Origin of the sequence: Cohnella ginsengisoli, from assembly GCF_029525555.1 — a bacterium.
Lineage (GTDB): Bacteria > Bacillota > Bacilli > Paenibacillales > Paenibacillaceae > Cohnella > Cohnella ginsengisoli.
Map to the genome: position 1 here is coordinate 270,652 of NZ_JAPDHZ010000004.1, position 15,802 is coordinate 286,453.

The 15,802-nt window shown below is 61.1% G+C and carries 11 protein-coding genes and 2 pseudogenes; all 13 read left to right on the plus strand.

Annotated elements, in window-relative coordinates; all coding sequences use genetic code 11:
* The first annotated feature begins 259 nt into the window (after nt 1–259).
* The 13 genes and pseudogenes from OMP38_RS22290 to OMP38_RS22350 all read left to right on the plus strand — a co-directional run bounded on the left by OMP38_RS22290 (nt 260) and on the right by OMP38_RS22350 (nt 15,464).
* Nucleotides 260–1,747 carry a UDP-N-acetylmuramoyl-L-alanyl-D-glutamate--2,6-diaminopimelate ligase gene (locus OMP38_RS22290; protein ID WP_277567079.1) on the plus strand — a complete coding sequence of 496 codons (1,488 nt, stop codon included), beginning with the start codon at nt 260–262 and terminating at the stop codon, nt 1,745–1,747.
* The gene (locus OMP38_RS22295) at nt 1,744–3,222 is read left to right on the plus strand and encodes a UDP-N-acetylmuramoyl-tripeptide--D-alanyl-D-alanine ligase (RefSeq protein WP_277567080.1); all 1,479 of its coding nucleotides are present in this window, start codon (nt 1,744–1,746) and stop codon (nt 3,220–3,222) included. Before OMP38_RS22290 ends, OMP38_RS22295 begins: the two co-directional genes overlap by 4 nt.
* Nucleotides 3,222–4,179 (plus strand): annotated as a pseudogene (mraY, locus tag OMP38_RS22300) (phospho-N-acetylmuramoyl-pentapeptide-transferase); the annotation flags it as partial. The gene OMP38_RS22295 and the pseudogene mraY, both read left to right, overlap by 1 nt.
* Nucleotides 4,180–4,194: 15 nt before the next feature.
* On the plus strand, nt 4,195–5,379 hold the full coding sequence (murD, locus tag OMP38_RS22305; protein ID WP_277567622.1) for a UDP-N-acetylmuramoyl-L-alanine--D-glutamate ligase: 1,185 nt from the start codon (nt 4,195–4,197) through the stop codon (nt 5,377–5,379).
* A 301-nt stretch (nt 5,380–5,680) separates the two neighbouring features.
* Nucleotides 5,681–6,780, plus strand: a pseudogene (gene spoVE, locus OMP38_RS22310) (stage V sporulation protein E).
* A 4-nt stretch (nt 6,781–6,784) separates the two neighbouring features.
* Nucleotides 6,785–7,903 (plus strand): undecaprenyldiphospho-muramoylpentapeptide beta-N-acetylglucosaminyltransferase, encoded by a 1,119-nt coding sequence (gene murG, locus OMP38_RS22315; RefSeq protein ID WP_277567081.1) that lies wholly within the window; start codon nt 6,785–6,787, stop codon nt 7,901–7,903.
* Between the two features lie 182 nt (nt 7,904–8,085).
* Nucleotides 8,086–8,991 carry a UDP-N-acetylmuramate dehydrogenase gene (murB, locus tag OMP38_RS22320; RefSeq protein ID WP_277567082.1) on the plus strand — a complete coding sequence of 302 codons (906 nt, stop codon included), beginning with the start codon at nt 8,086–8,088 and terminating at the stop codon, nt 8,989–8,991.
* A 17-nt stretch (nt 8,992–9,008) separates the two neighbouring features.
* Nucleotides 9,009–10,268, plus strand: coding sequence for a UDP-N-acetylglucosamine 1-carboxyvinyltransferase (gene murA, locus OMP38_RS22325; protein ID WP_277567083.1), 1,260 nt, complete (start codon nt 9,009–9,011; stop codon nt 10,266–10,268).
* Nucleotides 10,269–10,441: 173 nt separating this feature from the next.
* Nucleotides 10,442–11,209, plus strand: coding sequence for a cell division protein FtsQ/DivIB (locus OMP38_RS22330; RefSeq protein ID WP_277567084.1), 768 nt, complete (start codon nt 10,442–10,444; stop codon nt 11,207–11,209).
* A gap of 317 nt (nt 11,210–11,526) precedes the next feature.
* Nucleotides 11,527–12,774: a cell division protein FtsA gene (gene ftsA, locus OMP38_RS22335; protein ID WP_277567085.1), complete on the plus strand. Its 1,248-nt coding sequence runs from the start codon at nt 11,527–11,529 to the stop codon at nt 12,772–12,774.
* 49 nt (nt 12,775–12,823) lie between these two features.
* Nucleotides 12,824–13,957, plus strand: a complete 1,134-nt coding sequence (gene ftsZ / locus OMP38_RS22340; RefSeq protein WP_277567086.1) for a cell division protein FtsZ — start codon at nt 12,824–12,826, stop codon at nt 13,955–13,957.
* Between the two features lie 174 nt (nt 13,958–14,131).
* Nucleotides 14,132–14,749 (plus strand): hypothetical protein, encoded by a 618-nt coding sequence (locus OMP38_RS22345; protein WP_277567087.1) that lies wholly within the window; start codon nt 14,132–14,134, stop codon nt 14,747–14,749.
* Between the two features lie 55 nt (nt 14,750–14,804).
* Nucleotides 14,805–15,464, plus strand: a complete 660-nt coding sequence (locus OMP38_RS22350) for an HD-GYP domain-containing protein (protein WP_277567088.1) — start codon at nt 14,805–14,807, stop codon at nt 15,462–15,464.
* The last annotated feature ends 338 nt before the right edge of the window (nt 15,465–15,802 follow it).

The window sequence follows — 15,802 nt, forward strand, 5'->3', positions numbered from 1 at the left end:
AGGTAGAGGGCGGCGTGATAATCGAAATAATCGGGTAACAGAGCTGGGGGGCGACGACGAGAAGGGGCGTTTTATCGTAGCGTTCCCTGATTGGCCGGTTGTCTGAAGATTGATTGTAGTCCGGCTGCCAAGTGTTTCCTAGCCCTTGTTTGAAAAGTCGTCCTGGCGGATAATGTACGCATAGGAAAATCAATCAATCCTCATATCTTCTCTATGCAAGATGAGCAACTCTGCTGTAGTCCAAGGAGCTGAACATGCGATGCAATTGAATCAATTAGCCAAGGAACTGCTGCTGCATCGGATTGTCGGCGATGGCGGCGTCCATATTCAAGGAATCGAGGCGGATTCGAGAGCCGTGGAGGCGGGACAGCTGTTCTTCTGCTTGCCGGGGCATACCGTTGACGGCCACGACTTCGCGCCGCAGGCGCTCGAACGCGGCGCCGCGGCGCTCGTCGTGTCGCGCGAGCTGCCGCTGTCCGCGCCGCAGCTCGTCGTGCCCGACGTGAGGCGGGCGCTCGCCGTGCTGGCCGACAGCTGGTACGGGCACCCGTCTCATAAGCTGCGTCCGATCGGCGTGACCGGCACCAACGGGAAAACGACGACGACGTATCTGATCGAGCGGATCCTGAGCGATGCCGGCATATCGCCGGGCGTCATCGGCACGATCGAAGCGCGATACGCGGGCGCGAGCTATCCGATGTCGGGGACGACGCCGGATATTCTGCCGCTGCAGCGTCTGCTGGGCGCTATGGCGGAGACCGGTACGGAGCGGGCCGTCATGGAGGTCAGCTCGCATGCGCTGGAACAGGGCAGGACCTGGGGAACCCGGTTCAGGACGGCCATTTTTACGAACCTGACGCAGGATCACCTGGACTATCACGTGACGATGGAGGCGTACGCCGACGCCAAGGGGCTGTTCTTTTCGAGGCTGGGCAACGATTACGGCGCCGGCCCCGAAGATCGTTCGTTCGCCGTGCTGAACGCCGACGATCCCGTCTCGGCCAAGTTTGCGAAGCTGACCGCTGCCGAAGTCGTCACGTACGGCATCGAGCAGGAGGCGGACGTAAGCGCCCAGAACGTGCGCATATCGTCCCGCGGCACGTCGTTCGACGTGGAGACGTTCCGCGGTTCCAAAAGCGTGCAGCTGCGCATGGTCGGCAAATTTAACGTCTACAATGCGCTCGCATCGCTAACGGCTGCTCTTTGCGAAGGCATCGGGCTTGACGCGGCAGTGGCGAGCCTCGAGGCGGTGCCGGGCGTCCCGGGACGCGTCGAAGCCGTAGACGAAGGGCAGCCGTACGCGGTCGTCGTCGACTACGCGCATACGCCGGATGGCCTCGACAACGTGCTGCGCGCCGTGCGCGAGATCGCGGAAGGCCGAGTCATCTGCGTGTTCGGCTGCGGCGGCGACCGGGACCGGACGAAGCGCCCGATCATGGGCAAGATCGCGGCGGCGCTAGCCGATGTCATGCTCGTGACGAGCGACAATCCGCGTTCGGAGGATCCGCTCGCGATCCTGCGGGATATCGAGGCGGGACTCAAGGAAGACGCGGTCGATCCGGGCCGCTACGAGCTCGAGCCGGACCGCGGCGCGGCCATTCACAAAGCGGTTGAAATGGCCGGCCCCGGGGATGTAGTATTGATAGCGGGCAAAGGGCATGAAACCTATCAAATTATCGGCGACGTGACGCACGACTTCGACGATCGGCTGACGGCGCGCGACGCGATAAGGAGCAGGATGCTGTGATAAGAGCGACGCTTAGCGAAGTGGCCGCATGGTGCGGCGCGGAGCTTCATGGGATACAGGCAGGCGCGGAGCCTGAGATTGCCGGCGTATCGACAGACTCGCGGTCGATCGGGACCGGGCAACTGTTCGTGCCGATCGCGGGAGACCGGTTCGACGGACACGACTACATAGAGACGGCTGCCAGCGCGGGAGCGGTAGCCGCGCTGTGGCAGCGCGAGCGCGCGCTGCCGGCCGCTGCCGGGCTGCCGCTGCTGCTCGTCGACGATACGCTCGTCGCCCTGCAGCGGCTGGCCGAGTCCTACCTGGCGAGCTGGAAGCCGAAGGTCGTCGGCGTGACCGGCAGCAACGGCAAGACGACGACCAAGGACTTGATCTTTTCGGCGCTTTCCACCGTCTACCGGACGGCGAAAACCGAAGGCAATTATAACAATCATATCGGATTGCCGCTGACGATCCTCCGGGCGGACCGCGATACGGAGGTTCTCGTGCTGGAGATGGGGATGAGCGGCTTCGGCGAGATATCGCTGCTCTCCCGCATCGCAAAGCCGGACGTCGCCGTCATCACGAACATCGGCGAGTCCCATCTGGAGCATCTCGGTTCGCGGCGCGGCATCGCGCAGGCGAAGCTGGAGGTCGTCGAAGGGCTGAAGGACGGCGGCACTTTGATTTATAACGGCGACGAGCCGCTGCTTCGCGAGGAACTGGCGGCGCTGGCGCTGCCCTCGAACGCGATCGGGACGATTACGTTCGGCGAATCCGAGGCGTGCGATTTGCGCGCGCTCGATATCGCGACGGACGCGGAGCGCGCGACGTTCGCTGCGTCGTCCCGCGTCTCGGCTGGCTCGCCAGGCGACGGCGACTCAGCTCCAAACTCGCGTGCGCAAGCGGCCGAGACGCAGGGTTCCCGCTTCGCGGTGCCGATTCCCGGCCGGCACAACGCGGTCAACGCGTTGGCTGCGATCGCGGTCGCCCGCCTGCTTGGCGTCGCCGACGCGGACATCGCCCGCGGCTTGGCCGAAGCCAAGCTGACGGGCATGCGCATCGAGCGCGTTCAAGCGAAGAACGGCGCGCTCGTCCTGAACGACGCGTACAATGCGAGCCCGGCTTCCGTGCGCGCGGCGATCTCGCTCGTCGCGCAGCTCGAGGGCTACCGCCGCAAATGGCTCGTGCTCGGCGACATGCTCGAGCTCGGACCCGAGGAGGCCGAATACCACGCATCCATCGGACGCGAGCTGTCGCAGGGTCAAGCCGACGGGCTGCTGGCGTACGGGCCGCTGTCCGCCCATACCGCGGAAGCCGCCTCGCGCGCGCTCCCGGCCGGATCGGTACGGCATTTCGCCGACAAAAACGAACTGGCCGAAGCGCTAATGGCGCTCGTCGAGCCGGACGATCTCGTGCTGGTGAAGGCTTCGCGCGGCATGCGGCTCGAAGAGATCGTGCGGCGACTGGCGGCAGGGAAGGAGGAGTTACGCTGATGGATTACGCATCAACGCTATGGACGCTCGGCGTTTCCTTCCTGCTCGCGGTATTGCTCGGCCCGCTATGCATTCCGATGCTCCGCCGCTTGAAGTTCGGGCAGCAGGTGCGGGACGACGGACCGCAGTCCCATCTGAAGAAGAGCGGCACGCCGACGATGGGCGGCATCATTATCCTGCTCGCGATGACCGTGGCATTCCTTAAATTTTCGGACCGCGGCTGGCCGTTTTGGGCGCTGCTGGTCGCGAGTCTCGGCTTCGGCCTCGTCGGTTTCCTGGACGACTTCATCAAGATCGCGATGAAGCGCTCGCTGGGCCTTACGGCCAAGCAGAAGCTTTTCGGACAGCTCGTCGTATCGATCGCGTTCTGCTTCATCATCCACCGGATGGACCTTAGCACCGCCGTCGGCGTGCCGGGGACGGATTGGTCGCTCGATCTCGGCTGGGCGTATTACATACTCGTCGTCGTCATCTTCTTCGCCGCGACCAACGCGGTAAACTTTACCGACGGCCTCGACGGCCTGCTGTCGGGGACAAGCGCGCTCGCGTTCGGCGCGTTCGCCATCGTGGCGCTTCAGGCGACGCAGCAGCAATCCGCCATTTTCTCGGCGGCCGTCGTCGGCGCGGTGCTCGGCTTCCTCGTGTACAACGCGCATCCGGCCAAAGTGTTCATGGGCGATTCGGGGTCCCTGAGGCCTTGGGGGCGGCATCGGCGCGGTCGCGATCCTGACCAAGACCGAACTGCTGCTCATCGTCATCGGCGGCGTATTCGTGCTCGAGATGCTGTCGGTCATCATTCAGGTCGGGTCGTTTAAGACGCGCGGCAAAAGGGTATTCAAGATGAGTCCCATCCATCATCACTTCGAGCTTACCGGCTGGTCCGAGTGGCGCGTCGTGACGACCTTTTGGCTGGCCGGGCTCGTTTTTGCCGCGATCGGTCTGATTCTGTATAAGGGGGATTGGGAACCTATGATGCCACTGGCGAATTACCGCGGCCGCAAGGTCGTCGTGCTGGGCCTCGCCCGCAGCGGCGCCGCGGCCGCGAAGCTGTTCCATCAGGCGGGCAGCGTCGTGACGGCGAACGACCGCAAGGAAAGAGACGCCTGTCCCGAAGCCTCGGAGCTCGAGGCTTTGGGCATTTCTGTTGTTTGCGGCGGACATCCGGACGATCTGGTGACCCCGGACACGGCGCTGCTCGTCAAAAATCCGGGCATTCCTTACTCGGCGGCGCCGATCCGGCAGGCCGAGACGCTCGGCGTCGAGGTCGTGACGGAAGTCGAGGTGGCGGGGCAGCTGTCCCCGGCGCCGATCGTCGGCATTACGGGCTCCAACGGGAAAACGACGACGACGACGTGGACGGGCGAGCTGCTGACCGCGGCGGGGTTGTCGCCGATCGTCGCCGGCAATATCGGACGCCCGTTGGTCGACGCGGCGCAGGAGATCGGGCCCGAAGGCTGGCTCGTGGCAGAGCTGTCGAGCTTTCAGCTCAAGGGAACGACCGATTTTCATCCGCGGATCGCTTGTCTGTTGAATCTAGCCGAGACGCATCTCGACTATCACGGCACCATGGAAGACTACGTCGCGTCCAAGGCGAAGCTGTTCGCCAATCTGAGCGACGGGGATACGGCCATTTTCAACGCGGACGACGCCGTCTGCGCGGAGATCGGTCAAGCGTCGGCCGGACGCCATTGGCCGTTTTCGCTCACCAAGCGGCTTGCGGTCGGCGTGTCTGTCGAGCCTCCTTTTCCGGCGGAAGCCGATGGTGAATCGTCTGTGACGCAGTTCGCCGAGCGTTGGATCGTCGCGCGCGACGGGAGCGGCGCGGATACGCGTATTATAGCCGTCGACAAGCTCGGCATTCCCGGACGGCACAATTGCGCCAACGCTTTGGCGGCTGTCGCGATCGCGCTGGCCGCGGGCGCGGAGGCATCGACGCTGCGAGAACCGCTCGAGCGGTTCAACGGCGTCGAGCACCGCTTGGAATACGTCGGCACTTTCCGCGAAGCGCGCTACTACAACGATTCGAAAGCGACTAATCCGACGGCGACGATCATGTCGGTTTCCTCGCTGCCTGCGCCGCTCGTGCTGATCGCGGGGGGGACTCGACAGGGGCTCCGATTATCGCGAGCTGATCCCGCTTTTCCGCGATCGCCTTAAAGGCATCGTGACGCTCGGGGGAGACGCGTGAAAAGATTCGCAAAGTCGCGGAGGAAGCCGGTTTAACGAACGTCGCGGTCGTCGAACCTGTAGAGGATGCCGCCGAGACGCTGAAGAGAGCCGTGCTGGAAGCCGCAGCCATGGCGGGGCCGGGAGATATCGTGCTGCTCTCGCCCGCTTGCGCAAGCTGGGACATGTTCCCATCCTACGAGGTACGGGGGGCGCATTTTTAAGCAATCGGCGCATACGCTGTAAGAAGGGGGCTCGTCCCCACTTCTTCGTTTGGCGAGGTGTCCGGTTTATGGCCAAGGTCCGCAAGGCCCCCGATATTTGGATGATCGCGGCGACGCTCGGCATTCTGGCGGTCGGCATCGTGATGGTATACAGCGCGAGCGCGGTAGCCGCCTTCCACGATTACGGCGACAAGTTTTATTACGTGAAGCGGCAGCTGCTGTTCGCCGCGCTCGGCATTTTTATGATGTTCGTCACGATGAACGTAGACTACAGCCGCTTGCGGCGCTGGGCCTTGCCCGGCTTGCTGCTGTGCTTCGGCTTGCTGCTGCTCGTGCTCGTGCCGGGCGTCGGCGTCGTGCGCGGCGGCGCGCGCAGCTGGCTCGGCATCGGCAGTTTCGGCATCCAGCCGTCCGAGTTCATGAAGCTGGCGATGATTTTGTTCCTTGCCCGGTTTCTTGCCGAACGGCAGCAAAAGCTCGTGTCGTTTACGAAAGGGCTTCTGCCGCCGCTCGGCATTCTGCTCGGCGCGTTCGGGCTGATCATGATGCAGCCGGACCTCGGCACGGGCGCCGTCATGATCGGCGCCGCGCTGCTCGTCATTTATGCGGCCGGCGCCCGGATCGGACATCTCGGGGGGGGCTCGCGATGATCGGCGTCGTCGGACTCGTCGGCCTGATCGCCGCGGCGCCGTACCGGCTGCAGCGGATCACGGCCTTTCTCGATCCCTGGCAGGACCCGCTGGGCGCGGGATATCAATCGATCCAGTCGCTGTACGCGATCGGTCCGGGCGGACTCGTCGGGCTCGGCCTCGGCATGAGCCGGCAGAAATACAATTATTTGCCCGAGCCGCAAACGGACTTTATTTTCTCCATCTTGGCCGAGGAGCTCGGCTTTATCGGGGGCAGCCTGCTGCTCGTGCTGTTCCTGCTGCTCATCTGGCGCGGCATGCGGACGGCGATCGCCATCGACGACCCGTTCGGCAGCTTCCTGGCGGCGGGCATCGTGGGCATCATCGCCGTCCAGGTGCTGATCAACATCGGCGTTGTCATCGGACTCATGCCCGTGACGGGCATTACGCTGCCGCTCGTCAGCTACGGCGGCTCGTCGCTGACGTTGCTGCTTACGGCGCTCGGCATTTTACTTAACTTATCCAGATTTGCGAGGTGACGCTATGCGTATCGTGTTGACCGGCGGCGGAACCGGCGGCCATATTTATCCCGCGCTCGCCATCGGCCGCGAGGCCGAGCGGCGCGATCCGGGCAGCGAGCTGCTGTACATCGGCACGAAGCGGGGGCTCGAGAGCCGGATCGTACCCGAGCGGGGCGTGCGCTTCGAGAGCATCGACATTACCGGCATCCGAAGATCGTTGTCCCTGGAAAATGTTCGCACCGCCCTCCGGTTCGTCCGCGGGGTGCGGCGCGCCAAATCGCTGCTGCGGGAATTCAGGCCCGACGCGGTCGTCGGCACAGGCGGCTACGTATGCGGGCCTGTCGTCTATGCGGCGGCGAAGCTCGGCATCCCGACGCTGCTGCACGAGCAAAACGTCGTTCCCGGCCTGACGAACAAGTTTTTAAGCCGCTATGCGGATGCGGTCGCCGTCAGCTTCGCCGACTCCAAGCCGCATTTCGCCAGAGTCAAAAGCGTGGAATACGCCGGCAATCCTTGCGCGACGGCCATTCTCGGGGGCGACCCCATTCGCGGTTACGCCTCGCTGGGACTTTCGCCGGGCACGCGGTTTGTGCTGATCGTCGGCGGCAGCCGGGGCGCGCAAACGCTGAACCGGGCGGCCGGTGAAGCGGCGGCCAAGCTTGTCGGCTTGCCGGACGTGCATTTTGTGTTTGCCTCCGGCGAGCGGTATTATGAGGAGCTGAAGGCGGAGATCGACCGGATCGCGGATCCGGCCGTCGCGAGCCGGCTCCACGTCAAGCCGTACATAAGCAATATGGCGGAAGTGCTGGCGGCGACGTCGCTCGTCGTCGGCCGCGCCGGCGCTTCGTTTATCGCCGAATTCGCTGCGCTCGGCGTGCCGGCGATCTACGTGCCTTCACCGAACGTGACGAACAACCATCAGCAAGCCAACGCCGAGAGCGTCGTCCGCGTCGGCGGCGGGATGATGATCCTGGAGCGCGAGCTTACCGGCGCCAAGCTGTACGAGGCGGTCGCCGGCATCATGGGCGACGAATCCCGCCGTGTCAAAATGGCGGAAGCGGCGAAGTCCATCGGCATGCCCGAGGCGGCCGGCGTTATTTACGACCAATTGCAACGAATCGTCCGCCGCGCGCGGACTTGACTAGCATAGAAGGACTGCGGAGCCGCCGCTGACGCGACGGCGTCGACGGCAAACTGGGCGATTGTCACCATGCCGGGCGGCGCGACATACGATAGGGTGTGGTCGCGGCTGTCCGCAATGATGAGCCGGGCGCCTTCGTATAAAACCCGCAGCTCCTTAGAATGAATTGGAGGAGATATTGAATGGAGCAGTTGATCGCGGACCTGGAACGGTCGTATTCGGGGGTCGTCAAGCAAGGCGAGCCGCTGGCGCCCTATACGACCTGGAAAATCGGCGGCCCCGCCGACTTGTTCCTCGTACCGGCAGACGCGGAGCAGTTGGCTTCGGCCATCGCCGTGCTCGGCCGGCACGGCGTCCCCTGGACCGTCCTCGGACGCGGCTCCAACACGCTCGTTGCCGACCGCGGCGTCCGAGGCGCGGTGATCAAGCTGGGCGGCGGATTCGACGCGGCGCGGTTTGAGGGCAACCTCGTTTTCGCGGGCGGATCGTATTCGTTCATCAAGCTGTCGGTCATGGCGGGCAAAGAAGGGCTTACCGGCCTTGAATTCGCCAGCGGCATTCCCGGCAACGTAGGCGGGGCGGTTTATATGAACGCGGGGGCGCATCATTCGGACGTTTCGCGCATCTTAAAGTCGGCCGACATCGTCTGGGAAGACGGTTCGAGAGGGACGTACGGCAACGAGGAAATGCGTTTCGGCTACCGTCATTCGATTTTGCACGAAAAAAGGGGCATCGTGACCGAGGCGGTGTTCGCCCTGGAGCCCGGCGACCGCAAGGAGATTGCCGCCATGCTGGCTTCCTACAAGGATCGGAGACTGCGCACGCAGCCGCTGCAGCTTGCCTGCGCGGGCAGCGTATTTCGCAATCCGGAGGGAGACCACGCCGCGAGACTGATCGAGGCTGCAGGCCTGAAAGGCGCCAGGGAGGGCGGAGCCGTCGTGTCGGAGCTGCACGCCAACTTCATCGTTAACGAAGACCATGCGACGGCCGAAGACGTGCTCGCCTTGATGGAACGCGTAAGACGGACCGTAAACGAACGGTTCGGAATATTACTCGCACCCGAGGTGCTCCTGATGGGCGAGCGGTAATTCCGGAGGTGAATTCCTTGGACAAACTGGTGATTGAAGGCGGCAAACCGCTTTCGGGCACCATCCGCATCCATGGAGCCAAGAACGCCGCCCTGCCGATCCTGGCCGCGACGCTGCTCGCCCAGGAGCCGGTAACTCTTCGCAACATTCCGAAGCTGCTGGATATCGAAGTCATGCTGGACATCATGCGGGATCTCGGTTGCGCCGTGCTGCGCCGCGGCGACGTGGTGACGATCGACGGCACGGTCGCGAGCTCCTCGCACGTACCCGAGCGTTTGATGCGCCTGATGCGCTCCTCCGTCTTTTTGATGGGACCGCTGCTCGCCAGATTCGGCGAGGTGCAGGTCTATCAGCCGGGCGGCTGCGCGATCGGCGAACGCAAGATCGATCTTCATCTTCGCGGGCTTGCCGCGTTGGGGGCGGAGATCGAAGAGACGGGCAGCCGCATCGTATGCAAAGCGGTCCGCTTGACCGGCGCGGAGATCAGCCTGGATTTTCCAAGCGTCGGCGCGACTGAAAATATTATGATGGCGGCCGTTATGGCGAACGGACGCACGACGATCATCGGCGCCGCCCGCGAGCCCGAGATCCAGGACCTGCAGCGGTTTCTCAACGCGATCGGCGCGAAGGTCCGGGGCGCGGGCACGGACACGATCACGATCGACGGTACGGAGAACCTTGGCGGCTGCGATTTTCAGATTATTCCTGACCGGATCGTGACCGGCACGGCGATGGTCGCGGCCGCCGCGACACGCGGCGAGGTCACGCTCGAAGGCGCGGAATCCGCGCATTTGATCTCTCTTATTCACGTCATGCGCCGCGCCGGTGTTCACATCGAGACCGGGGATGGTATAATAAGAGTCGGCGCCAAGGGCCGGCCGCGAGCGGTCGACCGCATCGTCACTTCTCCTTATCCCGCTTTTCCGACCGATATGCAGGCGCAGCTCATGGTGCTGCTGTCGCTGGCGGGCGGCGTCAGCGTTATTAAGGAGACGGTGTTCGAGGGACGCTTCAAGCATGTAGACGAATTATGCCGCATGGGCGCCGACATTCGCATCGACTTGAATTCCGCGATCGTCCGGGGCGTGCCAAGGCTCTACGGGACGACGGTCGAAGCTACGGACCTTCGCGCCGGCGCCGCGTTAGTGATCGCGGGGCTTGCCGCGCAGGGCAGGACGACCGTCGAGCAGGTTCATCATATCGACCGGGGTTACGACGAGATCGAGCGCATGTTCGGGAGCTTGGGCGGCGATATCTCTCGCGTCTCCGACAGCTAGACAAATGAAGCGACGATCGACCGGGAGGGATAAGCGTATTTTGCTTATCCGCTTCCGGGCCGGCGGGGGGAGCGGGGATTTTCGCTTTCGATCGTCCGCCCGGGCGGGCCGCCTTTGCTTTTTCGGACTTGGGACAAGCTATGCGTTTCCGCCGGCTGTCGAGAGGAGAGCGTTTGCAAGATGATAGAGCGAATTCCCGCTTTGCCGCGGGAACAGGCGGGGACGAGACGACGCGGGGGGGGAAGCTGCTGTGGATCGTCATTGCCTTGTTCGTCGCGGTGTTGATCGTATTGTTTTTCAGATCCTCTTTATCCCGCATCAGCGTGATAGAGATTCAGGGCTTGACTTATTTGAACCAAGACCAGGTCAGCGCCCAGCTCGGCGTAGGGATCGGAGATTCTTTTTTTATGCCGGCTTCGGACAAGCTGGCTCAGCGGGTTAAGCGACTGCCTCAGATCAAGGATGTCCGGGTCGCAAAGCATTTTCCAGGCAAGCTCGAAGTTAGGGTACAGGAGTATGCGCCCGTGGCGATCGAATTGGACGGCAAAGGCGGGCTATCCGTCGTCCTGGCCAATGGCATCGGCGTGCAGCCTGCTGCCGGCAGCGCGCTTCCGGCCAAGCCCGTGCTTACGGGCTGGAGGAAGAACGACCCGCAGCGGGCGGCATTGTGCCAGGCGCTGGGCGGCTTGACTGCCGAAGGGATCGAAGACTTTTCGGAGATCTCTCCGGATCCTTCAAGCGCATATCCCGACAGGATTCGCATTTTCACGCGCTCCGGGTTCGACGTGCTGACGACCGTCGGCAAGCTCAAGGACAAGATCGCGATACTGAGCGAGCTGGTGGAGAATAGGGAGCCGGGAACGGTGGTCCTGCTCGATTCGGACACGTACTCGCCTTATTCGGCACAAACGGACCCGTCCGGCGACGAAGAAGCCCCGTAACTTAAGGAAAAGGGCTCTACTCAATCGCGCGGTTTAATGCTAGAATTTTCGTATGCATTCGCCGCGTTCATAACGGGAGCGAGTCATCGCATCAGGCAAAATTGCTAGAATGAGGGAACTAAATTTTTTGTTGAAAAAAAGAGGGAAAATCCCGTCTGCGTTGAATAAGTACTGAATGTGTACCGATTTGGCTTCGTTCGGAACCCCTTGAACAACTCCTCATTCCGTAACGGATTTCAATAAGTCGCGACCAAACTAACGAATGGCCGGACGGCCGGATTGCAAAGTTTTGATGTATTTACGGGAGGTGCCACCGGTTGAGCAACAACGACCTCATCGTCAGTCTGGACATCGGAACCTCTAAGGTTCGGGTGATTATCGGAGAAATAAGCAACGGAGCGATTAATATCATCGGCGTCGGATCGGCGGATTCGGACGGCATCCGAAAAGGCGCCATCGTCGACATCGATCAGACGGTCCAATCCATCCGCAACGCCGTGGACCATGCCGAGCGCATGGTGGGCATCACCATCGGCGAAGTGTATGTCGGCATCGCGGGCAACCATATCGCGCTGCAGAGCAATCACGGCGTCGTGGCCGTCTCGAACGAAGACAGGGAGATTGGGGAAGACGACATCGAGCGCGTGCTGCAGGCGGCCAAGGTCGTCGCGCTGCCTCCGGAGCGGGAGATCATCGGGCTGCTGCCCAAGCAGTTTCTCGTAGACGGACTGGCGGGCATCCAGGATCCGCGCGGCATGATCGGCGTGCGGCTCGAAGTCGAATGCACGATCATTACCGGGACGAAGGCTGCCGTACATAACCTCATGCGCTGCGTCGAGAAGGCCGGCTTGCGTATTTCCGGCATCGTGTTGATGTCGCTTGCTTCGGGCATGATGGCGTTAACGAAGGACGAAAAGCAAATGGGGACCGTGCTGGCCGACATCGGCGCCGGCTCCACCACGATCGCTGTATTCGAAGGCGGCAGCCTTGCCGCGGTATCGACGCTGCCGATCGGCGGGGACTACGTGACGAGCGATATCTGCTACGGTCTCAAGACGCAGACCGAGCACGCCGAGAAAATTAAGCTGAAGTACGGATGCGCGCGCCAAGACGAGGCGGCGGACGACGTCCGCTTCAAGGTGATGCGGGTCGGCAGCAACGTGGAAAAGGAATTTTCACAGGTTGATCTGGCCAATATCATCGAGCCGCGCATGCAGGAGATTTTCCATATGATCCGTCAAGAGGTCAAGCGTCTTGGGTATCTGGACAAGCTCAACGGCTACGTCCTGACGGGCGGCTCCGTATCCATGCCAAGCGTCCTGTCTCTCGCGCAGATCGAGCTCGAAGCAAGCGTAAGGATCGCGGTTCCCGATTTTATCGGAGTGCGGGATCCATCGTACAGCAGCGGCGTCGGCATGATCCAATACGTGATGAAGTACGTGCGAACCCGGGGAGCTCCGCCGGCCAAGCGGCCTGCGAAGAGCAAAGCGGCTGCGGCCAGCGCGCCGGCAAGCAAGACGGGCGTCATGGAGTGGTTTAAGAATATGTTCAAGGAATTCATATAAGCCGCCACTGACGAAGATTCACCAGCGAAGCGAGGAGGAGTATTGAAATATGTTGGAATTTGATTTTGAAATGGAACCGCTCGCGAAAATTAAAGTCATCGGGGTCGGTGGCGGAGGCAGCAACGCAGTTAACCGCATGATCGAAAACGGCGTCAAGGGCGTCGAGTTCATTACCGTTAATACCGACGCGCAAGCGCTGCACCTGACCAAGTCCGAACAAAAGCTGCAAATCGGCGACAAGCTGACTCGCGGACTCGGAGCGGGCGCGAACCCGGACGTCGGCAAAAAAGCGGCGGAAGAATCCCGGGACGGCATCATGAACACGCTCAAAGGCGCGGACATGGTATTCGTTACCGCCGGCATGGGCGGCGGCACGGGCACGGGCGCTGCGCCGGTCATCGCCGAACTGGCCAAGGAATGCGGCGCGCTGACCGTCGGCGTCGTAACGCGGCCGTTTACGTTCGAAGGACGCAAGCGCTCCGGACAGGCTGAGCTGGGCATCGAAGCGCTCAAGGAAAAGGTTGATACGCTGATCGTCATCCCGAACGACCGGCTGCTGGAGATCGTCGACAAGAAGACGCCGATGATGGAAGCGTTCCGCGAAGCCGACAACGTCCTTCGCCAGGCGGTTCAGGGCATCTCCGACCTGATCGCCGTGCCCGGATTGATCAACCTCGACTTTGCGGATGTCAAGACGATCATGACGGAGCGCGGCTCCGCCCTGATGGGGATCGGCGTCGCCTCCGGCGAAAACCGCGCGATGGACGCGGCGCGCAAGGCGATCATGAGCCCGCTGCTCGAGACGTCGATCGAAGGCGCGCGCGGAATTATCATGAACATTACGGGCGGCTCGAATCTGTCGCTCTTCGAGGTCAACGAAGCGGCAGAAATCGTCATTTCGGCCTCAGACCCCGAAGTGAACATGATCTTCGGCGCCAGCATCGACGACAGCATGAAGGACGATATCAAAGTCACGGTTATTGCGACTGGCTTTGAGCACAAGGGCCCGGTTCGCCGGCCGATCACTTCTTCTTCGCCTCAATCGAATCCGGCTTCGCAGACCGAGCACCAGGACAACCGCGCGAGCGGCCACAATCTGCGTCCGTTCGGCGGCGGTTCGACTTCCAGCGAGCAGTTGGACATTCCGGCGTTTTTGCGGAATCGCCCGCGCGGCGACCGTTAATATTCGGATCGAATCCGATACCGCGGCGCATTCAGACCTTAATAGCACCAAGCGATGTCGAGGACCGGCTAATGATGCGGTCTTCTTTTTTTTGGCTTCGCGAAGAAGGTAATCTTCATTTGCCTGTCGAACTCTCTCAGCACAGCTTAGCAGGATCCGCACAGGAGGCACATGATGTCCAATCCATATCGTTCCTTTACAACTATGCTGGCGGCATTCGTGGTCATCTTCGGCGTGTTTCTTTCTGCCGTCTCCTATTGGTTTATCTCTCATGAGCTGATCCGAGAGACGAGCGGCCTGACGCGCAATGCGGTCGTAACCTATATCGAGTCTTTGCCTGACGCGAAGAAACTGTTCGAGCAGTCTGCACCTCATGGTTCTTCCCCTGATCAAGCCGACGGAAGCGCGGCCGAGGATGGCCCTTCCAGTACTGAAGAAGAGCGGCTATTGGCTGACATTCGCGCGGCCTTCGATCCTTATGGAATTAAGGATGTTCGTTTCGTGAATCTCGACGGTCGAGTGGGGTTTAGCTACCATCCTTTAAAAACAGGAAACACTTTAACCGGTCGCGAACGAGAGAGATTCGATAGAGCGATGCACGCGGGGAAGATGCTGGCGGATAAAACGTCCTCAGACCTGAATCTGTGGCTTCCGATCTCTTCTGACGATGGGACTTTGATCGGCGCAGCCGAAGTGTCCAAAGATTGGTCCGCGCAGAGCGCAAAAATACTCAAAATCAGTTTGACCATCATCGTCTTGCTGGCAGCAGGGATGACGCTGCTCTTTTTTTAGCCTGCGTCTAATCTTTCTGCGTTCATCGCGCGTCATCGCGCGCCAGAACAAAGAAATGAGCGAGATGCTCGAGCGTGTGCACCGTACCTATGATGAGTCGTTGCAGGCGATGAGCAGCGCGCTGGACAGCAGGGACAACGAGACGCAAGGTCATTCTCTGCGCGTCACCGCCTACGCCTGTTTACTGGGCAGACAAATGGGCATCGAAGGCGAACAATTAGAAATGCTTTATCGCGGCGCGCTGCTACACGATGTCGGCAAGATCGGCATTCCGGACGCTATACTGAGCAAGGATGGACCCTTGGACGAGATGGAATGGGCCATCATGCGAACGCACGTCAACATGGGCGTGCGAATGCTGGCGCATATCGAATTTTTAGGGCCGGCGCTGGACGTCGTCCGCTGCCACCATGAGCGCTGGGACGGCCTGGGTTATCCAAACGGCTTGCGTGGTGAAGAGATTCCCATATGCGCCAGAATTTTCGCCGTTTGCGATACCTACGATGCCATTACTTCCGATCGTTCATATCGCGCTTCCAAATCCCACGAGACGGCAGTCGAGGAAATAAAACGATTTGCGGGCACCCAATTTTGTCCGGCGGTCGTGGAAGCCTTCATAAAGCTCCCCGCGGATACGATGCAGCGCGTTCGAGAGTTGTCGCAACAAGATATCCAATTCTTGTCGATGGACGAATGGCTCCCAAAACTCATTTAAGTTCATGTTGTGAATGCAGTTTGCCTTCGCTTACGGCGGAGGCTTTTTTTATTTGCTGCATGAAGGAAGGTATATTACCGCTCATTTTTCCCTTTATCGACCTTATCCCTTTCGCTCAATCGGGCTGTGTGATATCATTCTTTTCTTGCTTTACTGACCTCATCCCCTTCGCTCATTATCAGCAGTCGAGCAGTGCTCAATCTCCTTTTTCAAACCTTATCCCTTTCGCTCATTGTGTTGTTTATCGCCTTATCGACCTTATCCCATTTGCTCACTTTTTCTTCAGGTAAAGATTGACATGTTCGAATCTCTATCTTAAAATAAGAACAAACGTTCTT

Excerpts from the sequence above, each read along its gene's own strand:
- OMP38_RS22290 (WP_277567079.1), top strand. The coding sequence starts at position 260 with ATGCAATTGAATCAATTAGCCAAGGAACTGCTGCTGCATCGGATTGTC.
- OMP38_RS22345 (WP_277567087.1), top strand. The coding sequence starts at position 14,132 with ATGTCCAATCCATATCGTTCCTTTACAACTATGCTGGCGGCATTCGTG.
- murB (WP_277567082.1), top strand. The coding sequence starts at position 8,086 with ATGGAGCAGTTGATCGCGGACCTGGAACGGTCGTATTCGGGGGTCGTC.
- murG (WP_277567081.1), top strand. The coding sequence starts at position 6,785 with ATGCGTATCGTGTTGACCGGCGGCGGAACCGGCGGCCATATTTATCCC.
- murD (WP_277567622.1), top strand. The coding sequence starts at position 4,195 with ATGCCACTGGCGAATTACCGCGGCCGCAAGGTCGTCGTGCTGGGCCTC.
- ftsZ (WP_277567086.1), top strand. The coding sequence starts at position 12,824 with ATGTTGGAATTTGATTTTGAAATGGAACCGCTCGCGAAAATTAAAGTC.
- OMP38_RS22350 (WP_277567088.1), top strand. The coding sequence starts at position 14,805 with ATGAGCGAGATGCTCGAGCGTGTGCACCGTACCTATGATGAGTCGTTG.